Below are 20,633 nucleotides of genomic sequence, written 5' to 3'. Positions count from 1 at the left end.
GGAGGCAGACTGGTATGCATGAGCCACACTTCTGCCGAATCTGTCACTAAAACCGGAATGTCAGCCCCCGGGGAATCCGTCGCCGGGGCATCGGCGCCCGAAGATTCAACTGAGCAGTTCTTCACCCTTTGGACCGTATTCAAGCGGTCAGCGGACATCCTGCGCGGCGCCGATGCCGCTGAGGACTTCGACGCCCTGATGAAAAGCCTCGCCGACGCCGGGGTTGTCCACCGCGGCAGCTACGACGTCTCGGCGATGCGGGCCGACGCGGACATCATGGTCTGGCTGCATGGTCCCCGGCCGGAAGCGCTGCAGCGGGCAGTGCGGGACATCCGGCGCAGCAAGCTGTTCGCCGGCACCGAGATCGTCTGGTCCGCCATGGGTGTGCACCGCGAGGCCGAATTCGCCAAGAACCACACCCCGGCGTTCTCCCGCGGCGTGGAACCGGCGGAATGGCTCTGCGTCTACCCCTTCGTCCGCTCCTACGAGTGGTACCTCCTCCCGGACGCCGAGCGCGGCGCCATGCTCCGCGACCACGGCCTGCTGGGCCGCGACTTCCCCCAGGTCATCTCCAACACCGTGTCCTCCTTCGCCTTGGGCGATTGGGAATGGATCCTCGGACTGGAAGCCCCCGAGCTCGTGGATCTCGTGGACCTGATGCGCCACCTCCGGGCCACCGAAGCCCGGCACCACGTCCGCGAGGAAATCCCGTTCTACACCGGCCGCCGCGTCACCGCCGCCGAGATTGCCGAGGTCCTGGCATGAGCCCGCTGGATCCCCAGGAATCCGCCGCCTCAGTAACGGCCGTGAACGCCGTCACCGAGGCCGGCCGGATGGCCCCCAAGGAGTACGACGCCGTGCTCCTCGCCTCGTTCGGCGGCCCCGAAGGCCAGGAGGACGTCATCCCGTTCCTCCGCAACGTCACCCGCGGCCGCGGCATCCCCGACGAACGGCTCGAAGAGGTCTCGCACCACTACCGCGCCAACGGCGGCATCAGCCCCATCAACGCACAGAACCGTCAGCTCAAGGCCGGCCTCGAGGCCGAACTTGCCGCCCGCGGCATCGCGATGCCGGTGTTCTGGGGCAACCGCAACTGGGACCCGTACATCCCGCAGACCCTGCAGGAGATCTACGACGCCGGCCACCGCAAGGTGCTCATGCTCACCACGAGTGCCTACTCCTGCTACTCCAGCTGCCGCCAGTACCGCGAGGACATCGGCATGGCGCTGACCGAAACCGGGCTCGACGGCAAGCTCGAGGTCGACAAGGTGCGCCAGTACTTCGACCACCCCGGCTTCGTGGAGCCCTTCATCGAGGGAACCGCCGCCGGCCTCGCCGACGTCCGTGCCCAGCTGGCCGCGGCCGGCACCCCGGATGCCCCCGTGCACATCCTGTTCGCGACGCACTCCATCCCGACCCGCGACGCAGAGGCCGCAGGCCGGTCCGAGGGTGAGCCGCGCGCCTTCGAGGAAGACTCCGCGTACGCCGCACAGCATCTGGCCTCCGGCACCGAGATCATCCGCCGGGTGGAAGACACGACGGGCCTGACCGCGCCCTGGTCCCTCGTCTACCAGTCCCGCTCCGGCGCCCCGCATGTGCCGTGGCTCGAACCGGACATCAACGACGCCATCGAGGAGCTCGCCGGCCAGGGCGTCAAGGGCATCGTGATTGTGCCGCTGGGCTTTGTCAGCGACCACATGGAAGTCGTCTGGGACCTGGACACCGAGGCGCTTGAGACCTGCGCCCGGCTGGAGCTGGCCGCAACCCGCGTCCCCACGCCCGGAACGCACCGCAAGTTTGTCGCCGGGCTCGTGGACCTCATCTGCGAGCGGACCGTCGCGAACAACATCGCCGAGCGGCCGCACCTGACCAAGCTCGGCCCCTGGTACGACGTCTGCCGTCCCGGCTGCTGCGCGAACTTCCGCGGCGAAAAGCCCACCATCGCCGGAGCCGACACCACCGTCGGGACCGGACACGATCCCTACCCGGCCGCAGCGGTGGCTTCGCGCACGGCGGCGGGCACGGCTGATACGGCGGCAGGCCGGGGGACCGCATGAGCGTCCGGATCGGCACCCGCGCCAGCAAGCTCGCCCTGACCCAGACCCAACAGACCGCGGACCAGCTGGCCGCCGTCGGCGGGTTCCCCGTCGAGCTCGTCCACATCCGGACCGACGGCGATGTCCTCAAGGGCTCGCTGTCTCAGATGGGCGGCACCGGCGTCTTCGTCGCCGCGCTCCGCGACGCCCTGCTGCAGGACACCTGCGATATCGCCGTGCATTCGCTCAAGGACCTCCCGACCGGTCCGGCCCTCGGCCTGAGCCTGGCGGCCACACCCAAACGCGTCGACGTCCGGGACGTGCTGTGCGCCCGTGACGGGCTCAAACTTGCCGACCTGCCCAGCGGCGCGAGCGTCGGCACCGGCTCGCCGCGCCGCGCGGCCCAGCTCCGAGCCGTGCGTCCGGACCTGGACATCCGCGACATCCGCGGCAACGTGGACACCCGGCTGGGGCGCGTCCCCGGCCTGTCGGGCAACACGAACGACGCTGTCGTTGACGGCAAGTCGAACGACCTCGACGCCGTCGTCCTCGCCGCCGCCGGACTGCACCGGATCGGCCGGCTCGACGCGGTCAGCGAGTACCTCGAGACGGACATCATGCTGCCTGCCGCCGGGCAGGGTGCCCTGGCGATCGAATGCCGCACCGCCGACGCGCCTCGCAGGGCCGGGTCCACGGAAGGCTCCCAGGGCGTCCTGGCGCAGGCCCTCGCGGCCCTCGATGATCCGGACACCCGGCTCGCCGTCACGGCCGAACGCGCTTTGCTGGCACGCCTGGAGGCCGGATGCGCCGCCCCCGTGGGCGCCTACGCCTACCGCAAGGGGAGCATGCTCCACCTCGAAGCGGTGGTCTGCGCGGTCGACGGCACGGCAACCGTCCGCGACAAGAAGGCCACCGACGGCCTCACCGAGGTCGGGGCGACGCTGCTCGGGATCGAGCTGGCGGAAGTCCTGCTCGCCCGTGGCGCCGCGGACATCGCGGACCTGGCCGCTTCCTGAACCGCGGATTCCACTCTTCATGGGACGGCACAGCGACCGCAACCACACGGGCGGGCCAGCCGGCATGAGCGTGCCGGAGGGCGCCCGCGTGCTGGTTGCCCGCAGCCCGGACCGCGCGGGGGAGCTCGTCACGGCCCTCCGCCGTGTCGGCGCCGAGCCGTTGCTGCTGCCGCTGATCGACTTCGAGCAGGCCAGCGACCAGCACTCCCTCGACGTCGCCTTCGACGCCCTCGGTGCCGGGGCCTACACGTGGCTCGTGGTCAGCAGCGTAACCACCGTCCAGGCACTTGAAGCGAAAGCCGCCGAACGCGGTGCCTCCCTCAGCAGCTGGTTGCCCGGCAGCATCCTCGTGGCCACGATCGGCCCGGCGACCCGCCGTGTGCTGGAATCCCGCGGTATCAGCGTCGACCTCGCACCCACGGGCCAGCAATCCGGCACGGGCCTGCTCGACATCTGGCCGGCGAACCAGGGCAGCGTGCTCCTGCCCCAGGCGGACATTGCGGACCCCCGGCTGCGCAAGGGCCTCGAGGCCCGCGGTGCCGCCGTCCAGGCCGTCACCGCGTACAACACCGTCGACTATCCGGCCGATCCGCGCCGGGCCCTGCCCGCCTCCCCGCCGGCCCCACCGCAGGCGGCCTTGACGCAGGGGACCGGTCCAGCCGGGCAGGACGCGCCGCAGCCCGCCGTGCTCACCGCGGCCGAGGCCAAAGCCGAAATCGGTGCCGGCCGGCTGCACGCAGTCGTCGCCGCCTCGCCCAGCGCCGCACGCCGCATCCACGCGGACCTCGCCCCGCTGGGCAACTGCCGTTTCGTCGCCATCGGACGCTCGACGGCGGCCGAGGCGGCTTCCCTCGGACTCACTGTCGACGCCGTCGCCGAAGAGCCGACGGCGTCCGGGCTGGTTGCCGCCGTCGTCCGGTCCCTTGACCACCAGCAGCCCCCACCGCATCCGTCAGTCGCAGAGCCCTCAGCAAAGGACACCATATGAGCTTCCCGACCCACCGCCCCCGCCGGCTCCGCACCACCCCGGCCATGCGCCGGCTGACGGCCGAACACCGGCTCTCAGCCTCGGAGCTCATCCTGCCGGCCTTCATCCGCGAAGGCCTGACCGAGCCCAACCCGATCGCCTCGATGCCCGGCGTGCAGCAGCACACCACCGATTCGCTCAGGCGTGCCGCGGCCGAGGCGGTGCAGCTGGGCGTCGGCGGCATCATGCTGTTCGGCGTCCCCGCCGTCCGGGACGCGCGCGGGACGGCGTCGCTGGACCCCGACGGCGTGCTGAACAAGGCCATCCGGGACGTCCGCGCCGAGGTCGGCGACGAACTCGTGGTCATGAGCGACGTGTGCCTCGACGAATTCACCGACCACGGCCACTGCGGCGTCCTGGACGCCAACGGCTACGTCGACAACGATGCCACCCTGGAAATCTACGGCCAGATGGCGGTTGCCCAGGCCGACGCCGGCGCCCACGTCCTGGGCCCCTCCGGCATGATGGACGGCCAGGTCGCCGTGATCCGGCAGGCCCTGGAGGACGCCGGGCACGCCAACACCGCGATCGTGGCCTACGCCGCGAAATACGCCTCCGCGTTCTACGGCCCGTTCCGCGAGGCCGTCGACTCGCAGTTGACCGGCGACCGCCGCACCTACCAGATGGACGCCGCCAACCGCCGGGAGGCCATCCTCGAGGTCGACCTGGACCTGGCCGAAGGCGCCGACATGGTCATGGTGAAGCCGGCCATGAGCTACCTGGACATCCTCGCCGACGTCGCCGCCATGAGCCCGGTCCCCGTGGCCGCCTACCAGATTTCCGGCGAGTACTCGATGATCGAGGCCGCCGCCGCGAACGGCTGGATCGACCGCCGGGCCGCCATCACCGAGTCCGTCTTGGGCATCAAACGCGCCGGCGCCAACATGGTGCTGACCTACTGGGCGAGCGAGCTCGCCGGCTGGCTGAAGGAAACCCGATGAACACGGCCCCCGAAACCCCGATCGCCCCGCTCAATTCCACACCCACGGCGCCGGTGGGACCGCACCGCATCCTCCTGGGCCTGAACACCTTCGGCGACGTCGGGGTCTTCCCGGACGGCCATCCCGTCCCGCACGCCCAGGTGCTGCGCCAGCTCCTGGAACAGGCTGAACTCGCGGACCAGATCGGCCTGCACGCCTTCGCGGTGGGGGAGCACCACCGCCGCGACTTCGCGGTCTCCGCCCCGGAGGTCTTCCTGGCCGCGGCGGCCGCCCGCACGAAGAACATCCGGCTCGGCTCGGCCGTGACAGTGCTCAGCTCCGATGACCCGATCCGGGTGTTCCAGCGCTTCGCCACCGTGGACGCCATCTCCGGCGGCCGGGCGGAGGTCATGCTGGGCCGGGGGTCCTTCATCGAGTCATTCCCGCTGTTCGGCCTGGACCTGGCGGACTACGAGGTCCTTTTCGAGGAAAAGCTCGAGCTCTTCGACAAGGTCCGGGCGCAGAAACCGGTCCACTGGGAGGGACGCACCCGGCCGGCCATCAGCGGCCTGAGCGTCTATCCACCGCTGGAACACCACCTTCTGCCGACCTGGATCGGCGTCGGCGGGACCCCCGAGTCGGTGCTGCGCTGCGCCGAGTACGGCTACCCGATCATCTTCGCGATCATCGGCGGCCAGCCGCGGTCCTTCGCGCCCCTGGCCAACCTCTACCGGGAAGCCATGGCCAAGTACGGGCACCCGATGCAGCAAATGGCCACGCATTCGCCCGGCCACGTTGCCGCCACGGATGAGGAAGCCCGCGAGGAGTTCTTCCCGCACTGGCTCGATCAGCGCAACAGGATCGGGGCCGAACGCGGCTGGGGCCCGGCCAGCCGGGGCGAGTTCGACGCGATGTGCACGCCCGAGGGTGCCCTCTATGTCGGGTCGCCGGAAACCGTGGCCGCGAAGATCGCCCTGCTCAAAAAGAACCTGGGCGTGGACCGCTTTGATCTCAAGTACAGCAACGGCACCCTGCCGCACCCGGCCATGATGCGCTCCATTGAACTGTTCGGCACCGAAGTGGCGCCCCGCGTGGCCGCGCTCCTGGCCGCGAACTGACCTCGCCGCGAACTGAAAGAATAGGAACCATGACTTCCAGCATGCCTCGCAACGAGGAACTCTTTGACCGAGCCCGCCAGCTGATGCCGGGCGGCGTGAACTCACCCGTGCGCGCCTTCGGCTCCGTGGGCGGGACGCCGCGGTTCATGGTGTCCGCCAAGGGCGCCTACCTGACCGACGCCGACGGTGCCGACTACGTCGACCTCGTCTGTTCCTGGGGCCCGGCGCTGCTGGGGCACGCCCACCCGGAGGTCCTGGCAGCCGTGCACGCCGCCGTCGACCGCGGGCTCTCCTTCGGAGCTTCCACACCGGACGAGGCAAACCTCGCCGCCATCGTCAAGGAGCGCGTCCCGGCCGCCGAGCGCGTCCGGATGGTCTCCACCGGCACCGAGGCGACCATGACGGCCGTCCGGCTGGCCCGCGGCTTCACCGGCCGCAACCTCATCATCAAGTTCGCCGGCTGCTACCACGGCCACCTCGACGGCCTCCTTGCCGCCGCAGGCTCCGGCCTGGCGACCCTCGCGCTGCCCGGCTCGGCCGGTGTCACCGCCGCCACCGCCGCCGAGACCCTCGTGCTGCCCTACAACGACCTCAGCGCCGTCGAGGCCGCCTTCGCCAAGCACGGTGACAGCATTGCCGCCGTCATCACCGAAGCCGCTCCCGCCAACATGGGCGTTGTCACCCCCGGCGACGGCTTCAACGCCGGCCTCTCCCGGATCACCCGCGAGCACGGCGCCCTGCTGATCCTCGACGAGGTCCTGACCGGCTTCCGGACCGGCTACTCCGGCTACTGGGGCCTCACCGGAGGCGCCGCCGACGCCGCCGAGCCGTGGACCCCGGACCTGCTGACGTTCGGGAAGGTGATTGGCGGCGGCATGCCGACGGCGGCCCTCGCCGGGCGCGCGGAGGTCATGGACTACCTGGCGCCCCTGGGCCCCGTCTACCAGGCCGGGACGCTGAGCGGTAACCCGGTGGCCATGGCCGCCGGGGTCGCGACCCTCACGCATGCCACCCCCGAGGTCTATTCGTTCGTGGATGCCCGCTCGCTGGAACTCTCTGCGGCGCTGTCCTCCGCGCTCGATGCAGCCGGCGTGGACCACTCCATCCAGCGCGCAGGCAACCTGTTCTCGGTGGCCTTCGGTACGGGCGCCCGGGGTGTCCACAACTACGAGGACGCCCAGGGCCAGGAAGTGTTCCGCTACGCCCCGTTCTTCCACTCCATGCTGGACTCCGGCGTCTACCTGCCGCCGTCGGTCTTCGAGGCCTGGTTCCTCTCCGCCGCGCACGACGATGCCGCGATGAACCGGATCTTCGACGCCCTCCCGGCCGCGGCGAAGGCGGCGGCTGGCGCCAAGCCGTAGCCTGCAGTTCTTTTGCGAGTTAATGACTGATGGCACCCGCTGTTGCGGGTGCCATCAGTCATTTAAGTTGCCTTGGCGCTGGCGAACTACAGAACGTCCGCGAGGAACCCCTGCAGCCGCTCGGTCCGCGGGCTGGTAAAGATTTGTTCCGGCGGACCGGACTCGACGACGACGCCGGCGTCCATGAACGTCACGGTGTCCGAGACATTGCGGGAGAAGCCCATCTCGTGGGTCACCACTACCATGGTCATGCCGCCCTTGGCGAGGTCGGCCATCAGCGCCAGCACACCCTTGACGAGCTCGGGGTCGAGGGCGGAGGTGGCCTCATCGAAGAACATCACCTCCGGCTTCATGGCCAGGGCGCGGGCAATGGCGACGCGCTGCTGCTGGCCGCCGGAGAGGTTGGCAGGACGTGCGTCGGCCTTGTGCTTGAGCCCCACCAGGTCGAGCTGCTCGAGCGCCTCGGCCCGGGCCTGCTCGGCCGGCAGTTTGCGCAGCTTCCGCAGCGCCAGCGAGACGTTGTCCACCACGGTCTTGTGCGGGAACAGGTTGAACTGCTGGAACACCATACCGATCCGCTGGCGCAGCTCGTCGGGGTTGTCCTTCAGGACCGAGCGGCCATCGAGCAGGATGTCGCCCTGGTCCGGTTCGATCAGGCGGTTCATGACCCGCAGGAGCGTGGACTTCCCTGAGCCGGAGGGACCGATCACCGAGGCCGTGGTGCCCGTCGGGACGTCCAGGTCGATGCCGCGGAGGACATGGTTTGAGCCGAAGGACAAGTGGAGGTTCTTGCCGGTCAGCGAGCCGGAGGCGAATTCGCTCAAGGCTGAGCTCCCTTCCCGATCAGGGCCGCGGCGTCGTCCGGCTGCTGTTTCTCCGGACGGCCGGTGCGCAGACGGTTGTCGATGTAGTTGACCAAGTGGGTGAGCGGAACGGTCAGGATGAGGTACATGAACGCCGCGGCCATCAGGGGCGACAGGTTGCCCGTGTTGGCGGCGGCGTCGTTACCGATCCGGAAGATCTCGCGCTGGCTGGCGAGCAGGCCGAGCAGATAGATCAGGGAGGAGTCCTTGATCAGCGTGATGAACTGGTTGACCAGGGCCGGCAGCACGCGCCGGATGCCCTGCGGAATCACCACGAGGCGCATGGATGAGTTATAGCTGAATCCCAGGGCACGGGAGGCTTCCAGCTGGCCCTTTTCCACGCTCTGGATGCCTGAGCGGAAGATCTCGCCGATGTAGGCCGACGCCATGAGCGTCAGGGCGAAGATGGCGAGCGGGAACGGGTTCGTGGATCCGGTCAGTTCCCGGACCACGGGCCCGAGCCCGATGCCGATCAGCAGGATGACCACAATCGCGGGGACCCCGCGGAACACATCCGTATAGATCCGCGACAGCCACCGGAGCGGCGTGCTGCGGGACGTGCCCATGATGGCCAGGACCATGCCCAGGATGCACCCGAGCACACCCGAGGCGATCGCCAGGATCAGGGTGTTGCGCAGGCCGACCGTAAGCATTTGCGGCAGGACGGCTGCTATCGCCTCCCAGTCGAAGAAGCTGCCTATGAGTTGATCGAGTGCATCCATGGACTAGGACTTCGGAACAGTGACGGCCTTGGAACCCGGGGACCACGTGGCCGGGGTCTCGCGGTCCGGGTACCATTCCTTGGTCAGCTTGGACCAGGTGCCATCGGCGATTACGGCGTCAAGGCCGGAGTTCAGCGCGTCAATGAGCGGCTGGTTTTCCTTGTTCACGGCGTACGCGGTGAAGTTCTGGGTGTTCACGACCGACTCGGCGATGACAGTGCCGTCGCCTTCCTTGACCTGGCCGGTGGCCTGCTGGGACGGAGCGACCCAGGCGTCGACCTGGCCGTTCTTCACGTTGGCGTAGGCGGTGTTGTAGTCCTCAAAGCGGACCGGCTCGATCTGGAGGGTGTTGGTGACGTAGTCATCCTGCACCGTGCCCTGGACCACGGCGATGCGGGTGTCCTTGGTCAGGTCCTTGAACCCCTTGATGTTGGAGTCCTTCTTGGCGACCACGGCCATGTAGCCAAAGTCGTAACCGTTGGTGAAGCCAACGGTCTTGCGTCGGGCGTCAGTGGTGGAGATCGAGGAGGAACCGAGGTCGAACTGCTTGTTCTGGACCTGGGCGAGCAGCGACGCGAAGCCGGTGGCCTTGAACTCCACCTTGAGGCCCAGCTTGTCCGCGATGGCGCGCAGGAGCTCATTGTCGTAGCCGGTGAATTTGCCGGACTGGTCGATGTAGATGTTCGGCGGCGCGTCCGAAAGGGTCCCCACAGTCAGGGTTCCCTCGGTGATCAGGCCGAGCTTGGACTTGTCGATCTGGTCCAGGGGAGTGACGTCCTTGGTGGTGTATTTGTCCAAGGACTTCTGGTCGCTGCCCTGCAGGGCATCCGTCGGTGACGCCGTTGACTGGGCCGAACCGCCGCCGCAGGCTGCAAGGGAAACCGCCACGGCGATGGCCACGGGAACGGTGGTCAGCCACTTCAAGGCTTTGCTTTTCATCACGCAATCACTTTCGTCTGAAATTCAGTGGGTCGCGGGAGGCTCATCGGGCCCCCGGCCGCTGGCTTGGGCGCCGGGTGGAGCAGACGCGCCGCGAAAGATAATTGTGTCATCCGACGTGGGCGCGCCCATTCAATCCGAATAAATCAGAGCTGGTGTGTGCGTCCTGCGAACTATCTTCAGGGTCATGCGTGATCGGCGGTGATCCTGACAGTGCTGGCGGGGTGGCGCGGAATCATTGGCGCCGGAGCGGGCGGCCGGTGGACGCCCCGGGCGGTGTGACCTCCGTCGCATTCACTGGATTTGCGCGCAGCGGGGGACTAGTTAAGCCGTTCCGCCGGCGAACGTTTCGTTTTAAGAAGTGTTCCCGCGCCGGCGCCCGGGCGTCCGGAATCCCGGCGTTCCGAAATCCTAGAAGTCGCCCCGGCTGGCATCCTCGGGAGGCAGGACGGGCCAGTCGCCTTCGATCACGGCGGCCGGCTTCGTCTTGCGCAGGTAGCTTTGGAAGTCCGCGGCCTGGGCAGAGGCCCATTCGACCTGGAGCTGGTGCAGGTTGCTCGCCGGCATCCTGAGCTTGGGGAATTTTCCGGCCATGGCATCGAGCATCCGAAGGGTTGCCAGGGCATCGGCCGCGGAGGTGTGCGCGTTGTCCAGATTGACGCCGTACTCCTCGCACAAGGCGGTGAGGGTGCGCTTGCCCTTGCGGTACCGGTCCACCTGCTTGTTCATGACGTACGGATCCAGCACGGGGAAGCGGCTCAACTGCGGGACGCCGTAGCGGGCCGATTCGGCGGCGAGCACGGTGAAGTCGTAGCTGGCGTTGAAGGCGATGACCGGCACACCCGTGTCGAAGAGCTCCTGGAGCACGGCGGCGACCTCCCGCGTCACTTCCGCGGCGGGGCGGCCTTCGCTGCGGGCCTTCTCGGTGGTGACGCCGTGGATGTCGCTGGCCTCGGTGGGAATCTCAACGCCGGGGTCGGCGAGCCACTCGTGTTCCTGGACGATCCCGCCGTCGGAGTCCACCACGGTGATGGATGCTGTGACAATCCGCGCCGCACGGGAATTCCGCCCGGTGGTTTCGAGGTCGAAGGCTGCGCGGGGGAGGGTGTTCCAAGTGCTCATGCTTCAACCGTAACTGCTGCCACTGACAGTTCCTGACCGCCGTGCCCGCGTGCCGCCCGGACACGGTCCCGGAGTCCGGAACGGCTAGGCTGGACCGATGCGGACGGAGTATGTGGAGGCGGTGCTGGAGCTCGTGGCGTTGATCCCGGCCGGCACGGCGGTGGCCTACGGCGACGTTGCGGAACTCCTCGGCGCCGGCGGCCCGCGCCAGGTCGGTTCGGTCATGAGCCACTATGGCAGCGGCGTGCCCTGGTGGCGCGTCCTGAAGTCCAGCGGGGACGCCCCGCCCGGCCTGGAGCACGAGGCATTGGGCCTTTATCTGCAGGAGGGGACGCCGCTGCTGGGCCGCTACGACGACTTCCGCCGGACCGGCGAGGGACGCTGGCGTGTTGACCTGGCCTCCGGCCGCTGGGCGCCCACCGAGGCCGACTTCGACCGGATCGATGCCATCGCGGAGCGGCTCGAGCGGGAGTCGCATAAATTGTCGGTACCCGATGATGAAATGACTGTGTGAGTACCCCCAGCCACCTCGAACCAAGCCTGCAGCGGTCCGGGTCCCGTCCCCTTCCCGGGGCGGGCCACGCAACGGGAGCAGGGTTGCGCCTGTTGCCGCCCCGGACCCACCACAGTGCGGTCCCGGTGCTGTCGCCGGACCAGCTCGCCGCCGTCGAGGTCCCGCCCGGCTCCGGCCCCGTGCTGGTGCCCGGCGCACCCGGCACCGGCAAGTCGACGGTCCTGGTCGAGGCCGCCGTCCGCCGCACCCTGCGCGACGGCCTGGAGCCGGAGCGGATGCTCATCCTGGCTCCTGGGCGACTCGCCGCGGATACGCTCCGCGACCGGTTCACGGCCCGCCTGGACCGGAGCCTGAGCACGACGCCGGCGCGGACCTGGGCGTCATACGCCTTCGATCTGATTCGCCGTGCCAAGGCCGAAGGCCTCCTGCCGCTTCCGCGCCAGCCGAAGCTGCTCTCCGGTCCGGAACAGGACCTGATCATCAAGGAACTGCTGGAGGGCCATGCGCTGCCCGGCCTCGAACTGCCCTGGCCCGAGGACCTGGACGCCGCCCTGCGGACCCGCGGTTTCCGGCAGGAAGTGCGCCAGCTCTTTGACCGGATTATCGAATCCGGGCGGACGGCCGAGGACCTTGTAGCCTTGGCGCGGCAGTGCAACCGGCCGGACTGGATTCCGGCGGCCGCTCTGTACTCCGAGTACCGCGATGTCCTGGACCTGCGCATGCCCGAGGCCTTCGACCCCGCCGGCATCATCACTGCCGCGCGCCAGATCTTCCAGGACTCGCCCGATTTCCTCGCCGCCGAACGCGACCGCCTCCAGCTGATTCTCGTGGACGACATCCAGGAGGCGAACCCGGCGGTCTTCGAATTGCTCGCAGACATCGCCGCCGGCAAGGACGCCATCATCACTGCCTCGCCGGACACCGTGGTTCAGGGCTTCCGCGGGGCACGCCCCGATCTCGTAGCGGAGCTTCCCGGCCTCCTGGCCCCTGACGGAGCGATCCTGGAACGTCCGCTGTGGACGGCGCATCGGCAGGTACCGGCGGTGGCAGAGGCTTGGCTGTCGGTGGCCGGGCGCATCTCCCGCAGGTCTGGCGGCCAGTCCGCCCGCCGGCTCGAACAGCCCGAACCAGTGCCGGCGCCGGACGGGCAACCAGTCCCGACGCCGGAGGGAACAGCAGACGGCCGCGCGGGGACGGTCGAGGCCCACCTGCTGCCGTCCCCGGTCCATGAGCTGCGGTATGTGGCCCAGCGGATCCTCGAAGCCCAGCTGAACGACGCCCGGGAACTCGGGGACATTGCCGTGATCGTGCGCAACGGCGGCCAGCTCAGCCAGTTGCAGCGGTACCTGGCCGGGCAGGGGATTCCGGTCCGGATTCCCGTCGCCGAATCCGCCGTCCGGGACGAGGTCGCGGTCCGTCCGCTGCTCGACGCCTATGCGGTGGCCCTGGACCCTGCCGCGCTCACACCCGAGTCAGCCGTGTCCCTGCTGACGTCCCGGATAGGCGGCGCCACGTCTATTGAACTGCGGAGGCTGCGGCAGTCGCTGCGCCGGGAGGAACTCCTCGGCGGCGGCGGACGCACCAGCGACGCCCTCCTGGTCGAGGCCCTGCTGGAGCCGGGAGCGTTGGCGACGCTGGGCATCGAGGGGCACTCGGCCCGCCGGATCGCCCGGATGATCGCCGCGGGGCGGGACGCCGCCGGGGCCCCCGGAGGCAACGCCGAAACGGTGCTCTGGGCGCTCTGGCATTCCACCGGCCTGGCCTCCCGCTGGACCGACGCAGCCCTCGCGGGAGGTTCTGCCGGTGCCCGGGCCGACCGTGACCTTGACGCCATGATGGCGCTGTTCCATACCGCGGAACGCTTTGTGGACCAGCTGCCGGGGTCCGGCCCGGAGCAGTTCCTTGAATACCTGCTCAGCCAGGAACTTCCCATGGATACCCTTGCGGCGCGGGCGCAGCTGGAAGATGCGGTGGAGCTCATGACCCCTGCCAGCGCGGCGGGCCGGGAGTGGCCGGTGGTGATTGTGCCCGGACTTCAGGAAGGCGTGTGGCCCAACACCCGGTTGCGCGGCGAGCTGCTCGGCAGCACGTTGTTCGCCGACGCCGTCGAGCACGGCGTGGAGTATGCGCTGCGGCTGGATCCCCAGAGCCGGCTGCGCGAAATCCGTTATGACGAGCTCCGGAGCTTTTCCACGGCAGTGTCCCGCGCCCGGGAGGTGCTGATCTGCACGGCGGTGTCCTCGGAGGATGAGCAGCCGTCCTCGTTCCTGGACTACGTGGCGCCGTTGCGGCCGGGGCAGGACCGCCGGGGCTTTACCCCGGTCGAGCGCCCCCTGACCCTCCGGGCGCTGGTCGCGGAACTGCGCCAGCACGCCCAGCTCGACCCGAGGGCGGCCGAATCGGCGGAAGCCGCGGCCGTGCTGGGAGGCTTGGCCACGGCCCAGCCGCCGGTTCCGGGCGCGCACCCCGCGAGCTGGTGGGGGTTGGCGGAGTTGTCCTCGGCGGAGCCGGTGGTCCCGCCGGGCGGTACCGTGTTCGTGTCGCCGTCGAAGGTCGAAACCGTGCAGAAATCGCCGCTGGACTGGTTTGTCCAGGCCGCCGGCGGAGAAGCCGCAACCGATTTTGCCCGCAGCCTGGGAACGCTGGTCCACGCCATCGCGCAGGACATGCCGGACGCCTCGGGAAGCGAATACGTTGCCGAACTCGTCCGGCGCTGGCCCACACTGGGGATGAAGGACAACTGGGAAGGCAAACTGGACTTCCAGCGAGCCGAGTCCATGGTCCGCAAGCTTGCCCAGTATGTTCTCGTGATGCGCAGCGAGGGCCGGAGCCTGGTCGGCGTCGAACAGGATTTTGAGGTGAAGCTGCCGGACGTTCCGGCGGAGGCCACTGCCTCGCAGGCCGGATCCGAGTCCGGCGACGGCGGGAGCACCGGTCCGGCGCGGCCCGCCGTGCTCCGGGGCCAGGTCGACCGGCTCGAGATCGACGCCGAGGGCCGGCTGGTGATCATCGACCTCAAGACCGGCAAACGCCAGCCCGGCAAAGCGGATCTGGACCGGCACCCGCAGCTCGGCGCCTATCAGGCCGCTGTGCTGGCCGGCGGCTTCGCGGGTCCCGACGACGGTCCGCCGCCGCTGCCGGGCGGGGCCGTCCTGGCCCAGCTGGGGACCACCACCAAGAGCCCCGGCATCCAGGCCCAGGCACCGCTGGATCCGCAGGACAACTGGGCACTGGAGATGGTCGGCGACGCCGCCCGCGTGATGTCCGGCAGCGTTTTCCAGGCCCGCCACGATCCGTCCAAGGGAGGCCACGGCGGCCACGGCTGCCGGCTCCCTGAAGTGTGCCCGCTGTGCGTGCGGGGAAAGCAGGTTACTGAATGAGCCCCGAGGCGCCGCCACCCGGCCCGACCGATCCGCATCCGGCACCGGCTCCCCTTCCCGCCCCGCGGTTCAGCCCGGAAGAGCTGTCGGCACTGCTGGGGGAGGGGAACAGCCCCACGGCTGAACAGTCCCTGATCATTTCCTCGCCCCTCACACCGCGGCTAGTGATCGCCGGGGCGGGGTCGGGGAAGACCGCCACCATGGCGGACCGGGTGGTGTGGCTTGTTGCCAACGGCTGGGTCCGGCCGGAGGAAGTCCTCGGCGTCACCTTCACCCGTAAGGCAGCGGGTGAACTCGCCTCGCGGATCCGGGCCAAGCTGGCCGCGCTGGCGCGCATCGCGGCGGCCGACACCGGGAACACGCTCTTCCCTGCCGGGCTGCTGAGCGCGGATGCGCTCGAACCCAAGGTCTCCACCTACCACTCGTATGCCAGCGGCATTGTGTCCGACTATGGTCTCCGCCTCGGTGTCGAACGCGACGTCGTGCTGCTCGGCGGCGCCCAGTCGTTCCAGCTCGCCAGCGAGGTCGTGGAAGCCTTTGACGGGGACTACGAACACTTCCGGTCCGCCAAGTCGACGCTCGTCAAGGCCGTGATCCAACTGGCGGGAGAGTGCTCGGAGCATCTGCAGGACCCGGCCCACGTCCGTGGCTGGCTGTTGGAACGTGTCGCCGAGTTCGAGTCGCTCCCGTACGTCGCAGAAGCCAAGAAGAACCCCACCCAGGCTGCGGGCGAGCTCAGCGCGATGCTGCGCACGCGGGCCAGCGTCGCGGACATGGTGGGCCGCTATTCGGAGGCGAAGCGCGCCCGCGGCGCCCTGGACTTCGGTGACCTGGTGGCCCTGGCGGCGCGGGTGGCCAACGAGATTCCGGTCGCTGCCCAAACGGAGCGCCAGCGCTACAAGGTGGTGCTGCTCGATGAGTTCCAGGACACCTCGCACGCCCAGTTGGTGCTGTTCTCCCGGCTCTTCGGCGACGGCCATGCGGTCACCGCGGTGGGGGACCCGAACCAGTCCATCTACGGATTTCGGGGAGCGTCCGCCGGGCAACTCTTCCATTTCGTCCGCGAATTCCCGGTCCTCGTCGGCGTCGGCGGGGACGGTCACGACACCGGCCGCGGCAGCGAGGGGGACCAGGGCAGCGGCGACCAGAGCAGTGGGCAGACCCGGCGCTTTGCCGTTGCGCCCACTTCCTACTTGACTACGGCATGGCGCAACGGACGCAACATCCTGGCCACGGCCAACCTCATTTCGGCGCCGCTGAGCAAGGCGGCGGCGAACCTCGGGGCCGCCGGGGCCCGGGAAAGCGCCGACGCCGTCGAGGTCCCGCCCCTGCAGCCCAGCCCCGCCGCGGTGGACGGCAGGGTGGTGATGGGACGGTTCGCCACGGACGAAGCCGAGGCCGCGGCGATCGCCAGCGACGTGCTGAAATTTCGTGTGACGGACTTCGACGCCGCGCACTCCGCGGACCCGGTTCCGCCGGCCATGGCCGTCCTGTGCCGGCGACGGGCGCAGATGGAATGCATTCGCCGCGAGTTCGAAGTCCGGGGCATTCCCTATGAGATCGTTGGGCTCGGCGGGCTGTTGGACACACCGGAAATCATCGACCTTGTCGCTACGCTCCGGGTCCTGGCCGATCCGGGCCGCTCAGACTCCCTCATGCGCCTGCTGGCCGGCGCGCGGTGGCGGATCGGCCCGGCGGACCTGATGGCCCTGCGGGACTGGTCCAGTTTCCTGGCCCGCCGTCGGGGCCGCCCCGGCGGCCTGGACGCCGACGACGCCGGGCGTGCCGCCGAGGATACTGGCCAGAACGACGGCGACGACGCAGTGATTGAAGGCGACATCACCGATTCGGCCAGCTTGGTCGAGGCTCTGGACTGGCTGCCCCGCGACGGCTGGACCTCGGCGCACGGGCGCAGACTGAGCCCGGAGGCCCGGGACCGTCTGCAGCGGCTCTCGGACGAGCTCCGGCAGTTGCGCAGCTACATGGGCGACGACCTCACCACTTTGCTGGGCGAGGTGGAACGGGCGATGCTCCTGGACATCGAAGTTGCGGCGCGTCCCGGGATCAGCATCCATCAGGCCCGCCGCAACCTGGACGCCTTCCAGGACGCAGCGGCCGGATTCCTGCACACCTCCCAGCGGGTCGACGTCCTGGCGTTCCTCGCATGGCTGGAAGCCGCGGCGGCCGAGGAAAACGGCCTGGATGCCGCAGCGCCGGAAGTGAACCACGAAGCCGTCCAGCTGTTGACCGTGCATGCCTCCAAGGGGCTGGAATGGGATGTGGTGTTCGTTCCCGGGCTCAATTCCGGGGCGTTCCCCAGCAGCCGGGACTCGCGGTGGAGCAGCGGCAGTGCGGCATTGCCGTGGCCGTTGCGCGGCGATCGCACCGATTTGCCCCAATGGGACCTGGACCAGCCGGACCAGAAAGGCTGGCTGGACGCCGAGAAGGAGTTCAAGTCTGCCGTCCAGGCGCACGGCGAGGCCGAGGAACGGCGCCTGGCCTACGTGGCATACACCCGTGCCAAACATGTGCTCTGGATGTCCAGTGCCGCGTGGGTGGGGTCCCGGGCCGGGTTGGCGGAGATGTCTCCTTTCCTTGCCGGGCTCGAGGGCCTCACCGCGGACGGCGCGGCCGAAATCCACCCGCTGTCCGTCAGCGAGGACGCGCTGCCGGCCGAAAGCCCCCTGACCTCTGAACTCGAAGTCGCCGCCTGGCCCTACGATCCCCTGGAGGGCCCGCATGACCCCCGGACGGGGAAACGGCTGCGGCTGGTCCCGGGCCGACGGGCGGCCATGGAATCCGCCGCGGCCCGCGTCCTGCAGGCAATGGACGCCGGCCCGGACGCCCAGCCTGGCCTCGGCCTGGGCAGCGGCCCGCAGCGGGACCGTGATGGTGACCCGGCTGCGGCCCCGACGCACCCCGGCGCGGCGGACGGCGCAGAGGTCGGAAAACGTCCCGTCCTGCGCGGTCCTGCAGCGGGGTGGGCGCAGGAGGCGGCCACGTTGCTGGAACGCCGCTCGCGGCGTTCGGTGCTCCAGGACGTGCATCTTCCCGGGCATATCTCGGCGTCGACTCTCGTGGACCTGGAAGATGACGCAGGCTCCGTCGTGGCCCGCCTGCGCAGGCCGGTCCCGCGCGAACCGGGGATGTCGGCCCGCAAGGGCACGGCCTTCCACGCCTGGGTGGAGGAATACTTCGGCGCCGCAGGGATGCTGGACCTGGGTGAGGCCGCCGGCGCTGACGACCACATCGACGAGGCCTACGGCCTGGATTCCATGGTGGAAACTTTCCGCCAGTCCGAGTGGGCCCACCGCGCCCCCGCCCACGTTGAGGTCCCGGTCGAGACGCGGATCGGCGACGTCGTGGTCCGGGGCAGGATCGATGCCGTGTTCCGCGATGCCGACGGCCGCTGGGACCTTGTGGACTGGAAGACCGGCCGCCGCCCCTCGGCTGCCCAGCTTAAGGTGAAAGCAGTCCAGCTCGCCGTCTATCGCCTGGCCTGGGCCCGCCTTAAAGGGGTCCCGTTGGATGATGTCCGGGCCGCCTTCTACTACGTGGCCGACAACCAGGTGGTCCGCCCGCACGACCTCGGATCGGCGGAAAAGCTTGAGGAAATCGTGGCGGCGGCGCTGGGAAGGAAGGCAGCGGCGAGCGGCACCTAGCGGATGTCAGCCGGCCCGAGAACACCCGCCGAACGAGCCGGCCGGGGTAGTGCACCTAAACCGGCCGGCAGCCGGGGCTAGCGGGAGGCGGAGTCGACCACCGTGATGGCGGCGGTCGACGTGTTGTCAGCGGACCCGGGCTCCGCAGCGGAGTCCGGCTGCACAGCGGAGTCCGGGTGCACGGCGGAGTCCGGCTGTACAGCGGAGTCCGGGTGCACGGCGGAGTCCGGGTGCACGGCGGAGTCCGGCTGTACAGCGGAGTCCGGCTGTACGACGGCGATCGATTGCGTCGACGTGTCGCCGCCGGAAACCGCCGCCCCGGCGTCGCTGTCACCGGCCTCTCTGACCTCCCCGGCGTCCGGGTCCGGAGCCCCCGCCTGCTGGGCGTCGTCTAGCGCGCCATCAGACTTGGAGGACTTGGAGGACTCGGGGGACTTGGAGGGCTCGAAGGACTTGGCGGCGCCGGGGACGGCGGTGATGTCGGCGGACGCGCCTGCGGCCTTATCGGCACCCGGCCCGGCGCTTACCTGGGCGCCTGCGTCGGCGGCTGTGTCCTTGGCTGTGCCCGTGTGCTGCACTGTGTCCGCGGCAGGCTGCGGGACAGACGTCGGTTCGTCAGTCTCCGATTCCCGGGGGATAGGCGTGACATGCACCGCGGGCCGCGCACTGATGCCGGTAGTGGCATCGCCGGCCGGAGCGGTACCGGGTACCGGCTCCATGGGCAGCAGCGTGACCTTGCTGACGGCGGACGCAGTTCCGTTGGCCGGAGGGACGGGCGCGGACGGGACCGTCGCCGTCGCCGTGCCGACATGAACGCCGGCCTCGGCGTTGGCTTGTTCTGTGCCGGGTACGGGTGCCGCGGCCGGCAGCGGTTCCACACTGATCGGCTGGCCGCCGTGTTCCGCCACGTCCTCGGCGAGTGTGGCGAGCATGGATTCTGCCTCGTCGATCATGTCTTCGTTGCCGGCGGCCATGCCCTTGACCAGGTACTGCGCCAGGGCGAATTCCGCGGACAGCGCGGCCCGCCGCAACAGGTGCGCGTCGGGAACGTCGCGCCGGCTGGAGGTGTAGTGATCCAGGACCGCGTTCACAAAGTCCTGTTCGTTCGAGGCGACGAGCCAAGCCATGTCGTCCGCCGGGTCGCCGATGCGCAGGTCGGTCCAGCCCGTCACTGCGGTCACACGCTCGCCTTCGACCAGCAGATTGTCCTCATGCAGGTCGCCGTGAACGACGCAGGGATTGAAGCGCCAGAGCGAGACGTCCTCCATGGCGTGTTCCCAGCGCCGCAGCAGCAGGGACGGGATCTTTCCGGTCGTGGCCGCCTGGTCCAGTTCATTCAGACGCCGCTGGCGGAATTCGTTGGGCGTGTAGCTGGGCAGGTCGGCGTTGCTCACGATCGACCGCGGGAGGTCATGGATCGCGGCCAGCGCCGCCCCGATTTCGCGGGCCAGTGCGGGGGAGCCGCTGCTGAGCTCGTCCAAGGAGCGGGTGGCGCCGGCCAGGTGCGAATAGACGAACGTGCTGAGCTGGCCTTGCCGGACCGTTCCCGCCACCGTGGGCATGAGGAACGGCAGCTCGGCCCGGATGCCGGGAGCGAAGGCCCGCAGCACCAGGAATTCGGTTTCCAGCCGGGCGCTGGCTTCGGCATGCCGGGGGGAGCGGACGCGCCAACGTTTGCCTTCGGAGTCCAGCAGGAGGGCTGCGTCGAAGTCCGCCGGATCGTCGGGCGCAGAGCTGACGGCGGTCGGGGTCAGGCCGGGTACCGCCGCCGTTGCTACGGCTGCCAGTTCGATTGGTTTCCTTCTCACCCTTCCACGGTAGATTGAGCGGCGCCCAAGACGGCGAGGCACTCCGGCGAGTCTTGAGATCGGGGACAAATCGGCGCTAAATCGGCGCTGAATCCGGGGTAAACGGCCTGTCCCGCACACGCCATGGAGTTCCCGGCGGCATGAC

Annotated in this window: 14 protein-coding genes and 1 pseudogene; 10 read left to right on the top strand and 5 right to left on the bottom strand. The window is 69.5% G+C overall.

Annotated features, from left to right (window positions below; genetic code table 11):
- The first annotated feature begins 18 nt into the window (after positions 1–18).
- The 7 genes from hemQ to hemL are packed head-to-tail and all read left to right on the top strand — an operon-like array spanning position 19 to position 7,478.
- Complete coding sequence (gene hemQ / locus ABH915_RS16500; protein ID WP_370123287.1) at positions 19–765, top strand: hydrogen peroxide-dependent heme synthase; 747 nt, start codon at positions 19–21, stop codon at positions 763–765.
- On the top strand, positions 762–2,057 hold the full coding sequence (locus tag ABH915_RS16495) for a ferrochelatase (protein ID WP_370123284.1): 1,296 nt from the start codon (positions 762–764) through the stop codon (positions 2,055–2,057). Before hemQ ends, ABH915_RS16495 begins: the two co-directional genes overlap by 4 nt.
- Entirely contained in the window at positions 2,054–3,052 is a 999-nt protein-coding gene (gene hemC, locus ABH915_RS16490) for a hydroxymethylbilane synthase (RefSeq protein WP_370123281.1), read from the top strand. Before ABH915_RS16495 ends, hemC begins: the two co-directional genes overlap by 4 nt.
- 19 nt (positions 3,053–3,071) lie before the next feature.
- Complete coding sequence (locus ABH915_RS16485; RefSeq protein WP_370123279.1) at positions 3,072–4,040, top strand: uroporphyrinogen-III synthase; 969 nt, start codon at positions 3,072–3,074, stop codon at positions 4,038–4,040.
- Positions 4,037–5,020 carry a porphobilinogen synthase gene (gene hemB / locus ABH915_RS16480; RefSeq protein WP_026538376.1) on the top strand — a complete coding sequence of 328 codons (984 nt, stop codon included), beginning with the start codon at positions 4,037–4,039 and terminating at the stop codon, positions 5,018–5,020. Before ABH915_RS16485 ends, hemB begins: the two co-directional genes overlap by 4 nt.
- Positions 5,017–6,117 (top strand): LLM class flavin-dependent oxidoreductase, encoded by a 1,101-nt coding sequence (locus ABH915_RS16475; RefSeq protein ID WP_370123275.1) that lies wholly within the window; start codon positions 5,017–5,019, stop codon positions 6,115–6,117. Before hemB ends, ABH915_RS16475 begins: the two co-directional genes overlap by 4 nt.
- Positions 6,118–6,146: 29 nt before the next feature.
- Positions 6,147–7,478 (top strand): glutamate-1-semialdehyde 2,1-aminomutase, encoded by a 1,332-nt coding sequence (gene hemL, locus ABH915_RS16470; RefSeq protein WP_370123272.1) that lies wholly within the window; start codon positions 6,147–6,149, stop codon positions 7,476–7,478.
- Between the two features lie 86 nt (positions 7,479–7,564).
- Here the strand turns inward: hemL and ABH915_RS16465 are convergent, their stop codons facing one another.
- The 4 genes from ABH915_RS16465 to ABH915_RS16450 form a co-directional block, all read right to left on the bottom strand.
- The gene (locus ABH915_RS16465; RefSeq protein ID WP_026538379.1) at positions 7,565–8,302 is read right to left on the bottom strand and encodes an amino acid ABC transporter ATP-binding protein; all 738 of its coding nucleotides are present in this window, start codon (positions 8,300–8,302) and stop codon (positions 7,565–7,567) included.
- Positions 8,299–9,063, bottom strand: a complete 765-nt coding sequence (locus tag ABH915_RS16460) for an amino acid ABC transporter permease (protein WP_370123268.1) — start codon at positions 9,061–9,063, stop codon at positions 8,299–8,301. The genes ABH915_RS16465 and ABH915_RS16460 overlap by 4 nt, the downstream gene beginning before the upstream one ends.
- 3 nt (positions 9,064–9,066) lie before the next feature.
- Entirely contained in the window at positions 9,067–10,002 is a 936-nt protein-coding gene (locus ABH915_RS16455; RefSeq protein WP_370125028.1) for an ABC transporter substrate-binding protein, read from the bottom strand.
- Between the two features lie 411 nt (positions 10,003–10,413).
- Positions 10,414–11,124, bottom strand: a complete 711-nt coding sequence (locus tag ABH915_RS16450) for a 3'-5' exonuclease (RefSeq protein WP_018773857.1) — start codon at positions 11,122–11,124, stop codon at positions 10,414–10,416.
- Between the two features lie 97 nt (positions 11,125–11,221).
- Between ABH915_RS16450 and ABH915_RS16445 the strand changes: the two genes are divergently transcribed.
- From ABH915_RS16445 to ABH915_RS16435, 3 genes are read left to right on the top strand one after another with little or no spacing between them, the layout of a single operon-like run.
- Positions 11,222–11,638, top strand: coding sequence for an MGMT family protein (locus ABH915_RS16445; protein ID WP_370123264.1), 417 nt, complete (start codon positions 11,222–11,224; stop codon positions 11,636–11,638).
- A 26-nt stretch (positions 11,639–11,664) separates the two neighbouring features.
- Positions 11,665–15,018, top strand: a complete 3,354-nt coding sequence (locus ABH915_RS16440; protein ID WP_370125027.1) for an ATP-dependent helicase — start codon at positions 11,665–11,667, stop codon at positions 15,016–15,018.
- The gene (locus ABH915_RS16435; RefSeq protein ID WP_370123261.1) at positions 15,015–18,680 is read left to right on the top strand and encodes an ATP-dependent helicase; all 3,666 of its coding nucleotides are present in this window, start codon (positions 15,015–15,017) and stop codon (positions 18,678–18,680) included. The genes ABH915_RS16440 and ABH915_RS16435 overlap by 4 nt, the downstream gene beginning before the upstream one ends.
- A 557-nt stretch (positions 18,681–19,237) precedes the next feature.
- On the opposite strand, the pseudogene ABH915_RS16430 reads toward ABH915_RS16435, so the two are convergent.
- Positions 19,238–20,488, bottom strand: a pseudogene (locus ABH915_RS16430) (phosphotransferase); the annotation flags it as partial.
- Positions 20,489–20,633 lie beyond the last annotated feature (145 nt).

Source organism: Arthrobacter sp. MW3 TE3886, from assembly GCF_041262145.1.
Taxonomy (GTDB): Bacteria; Actinomycetota; Actinomycetes; order Actinomycetales; family Micrococcaceae; genus Arthrobacter.
Note: the sequence above shows the minus strand (reverse complement) of the source record. Positions and strands in the feature narration are given on the sequence as shown.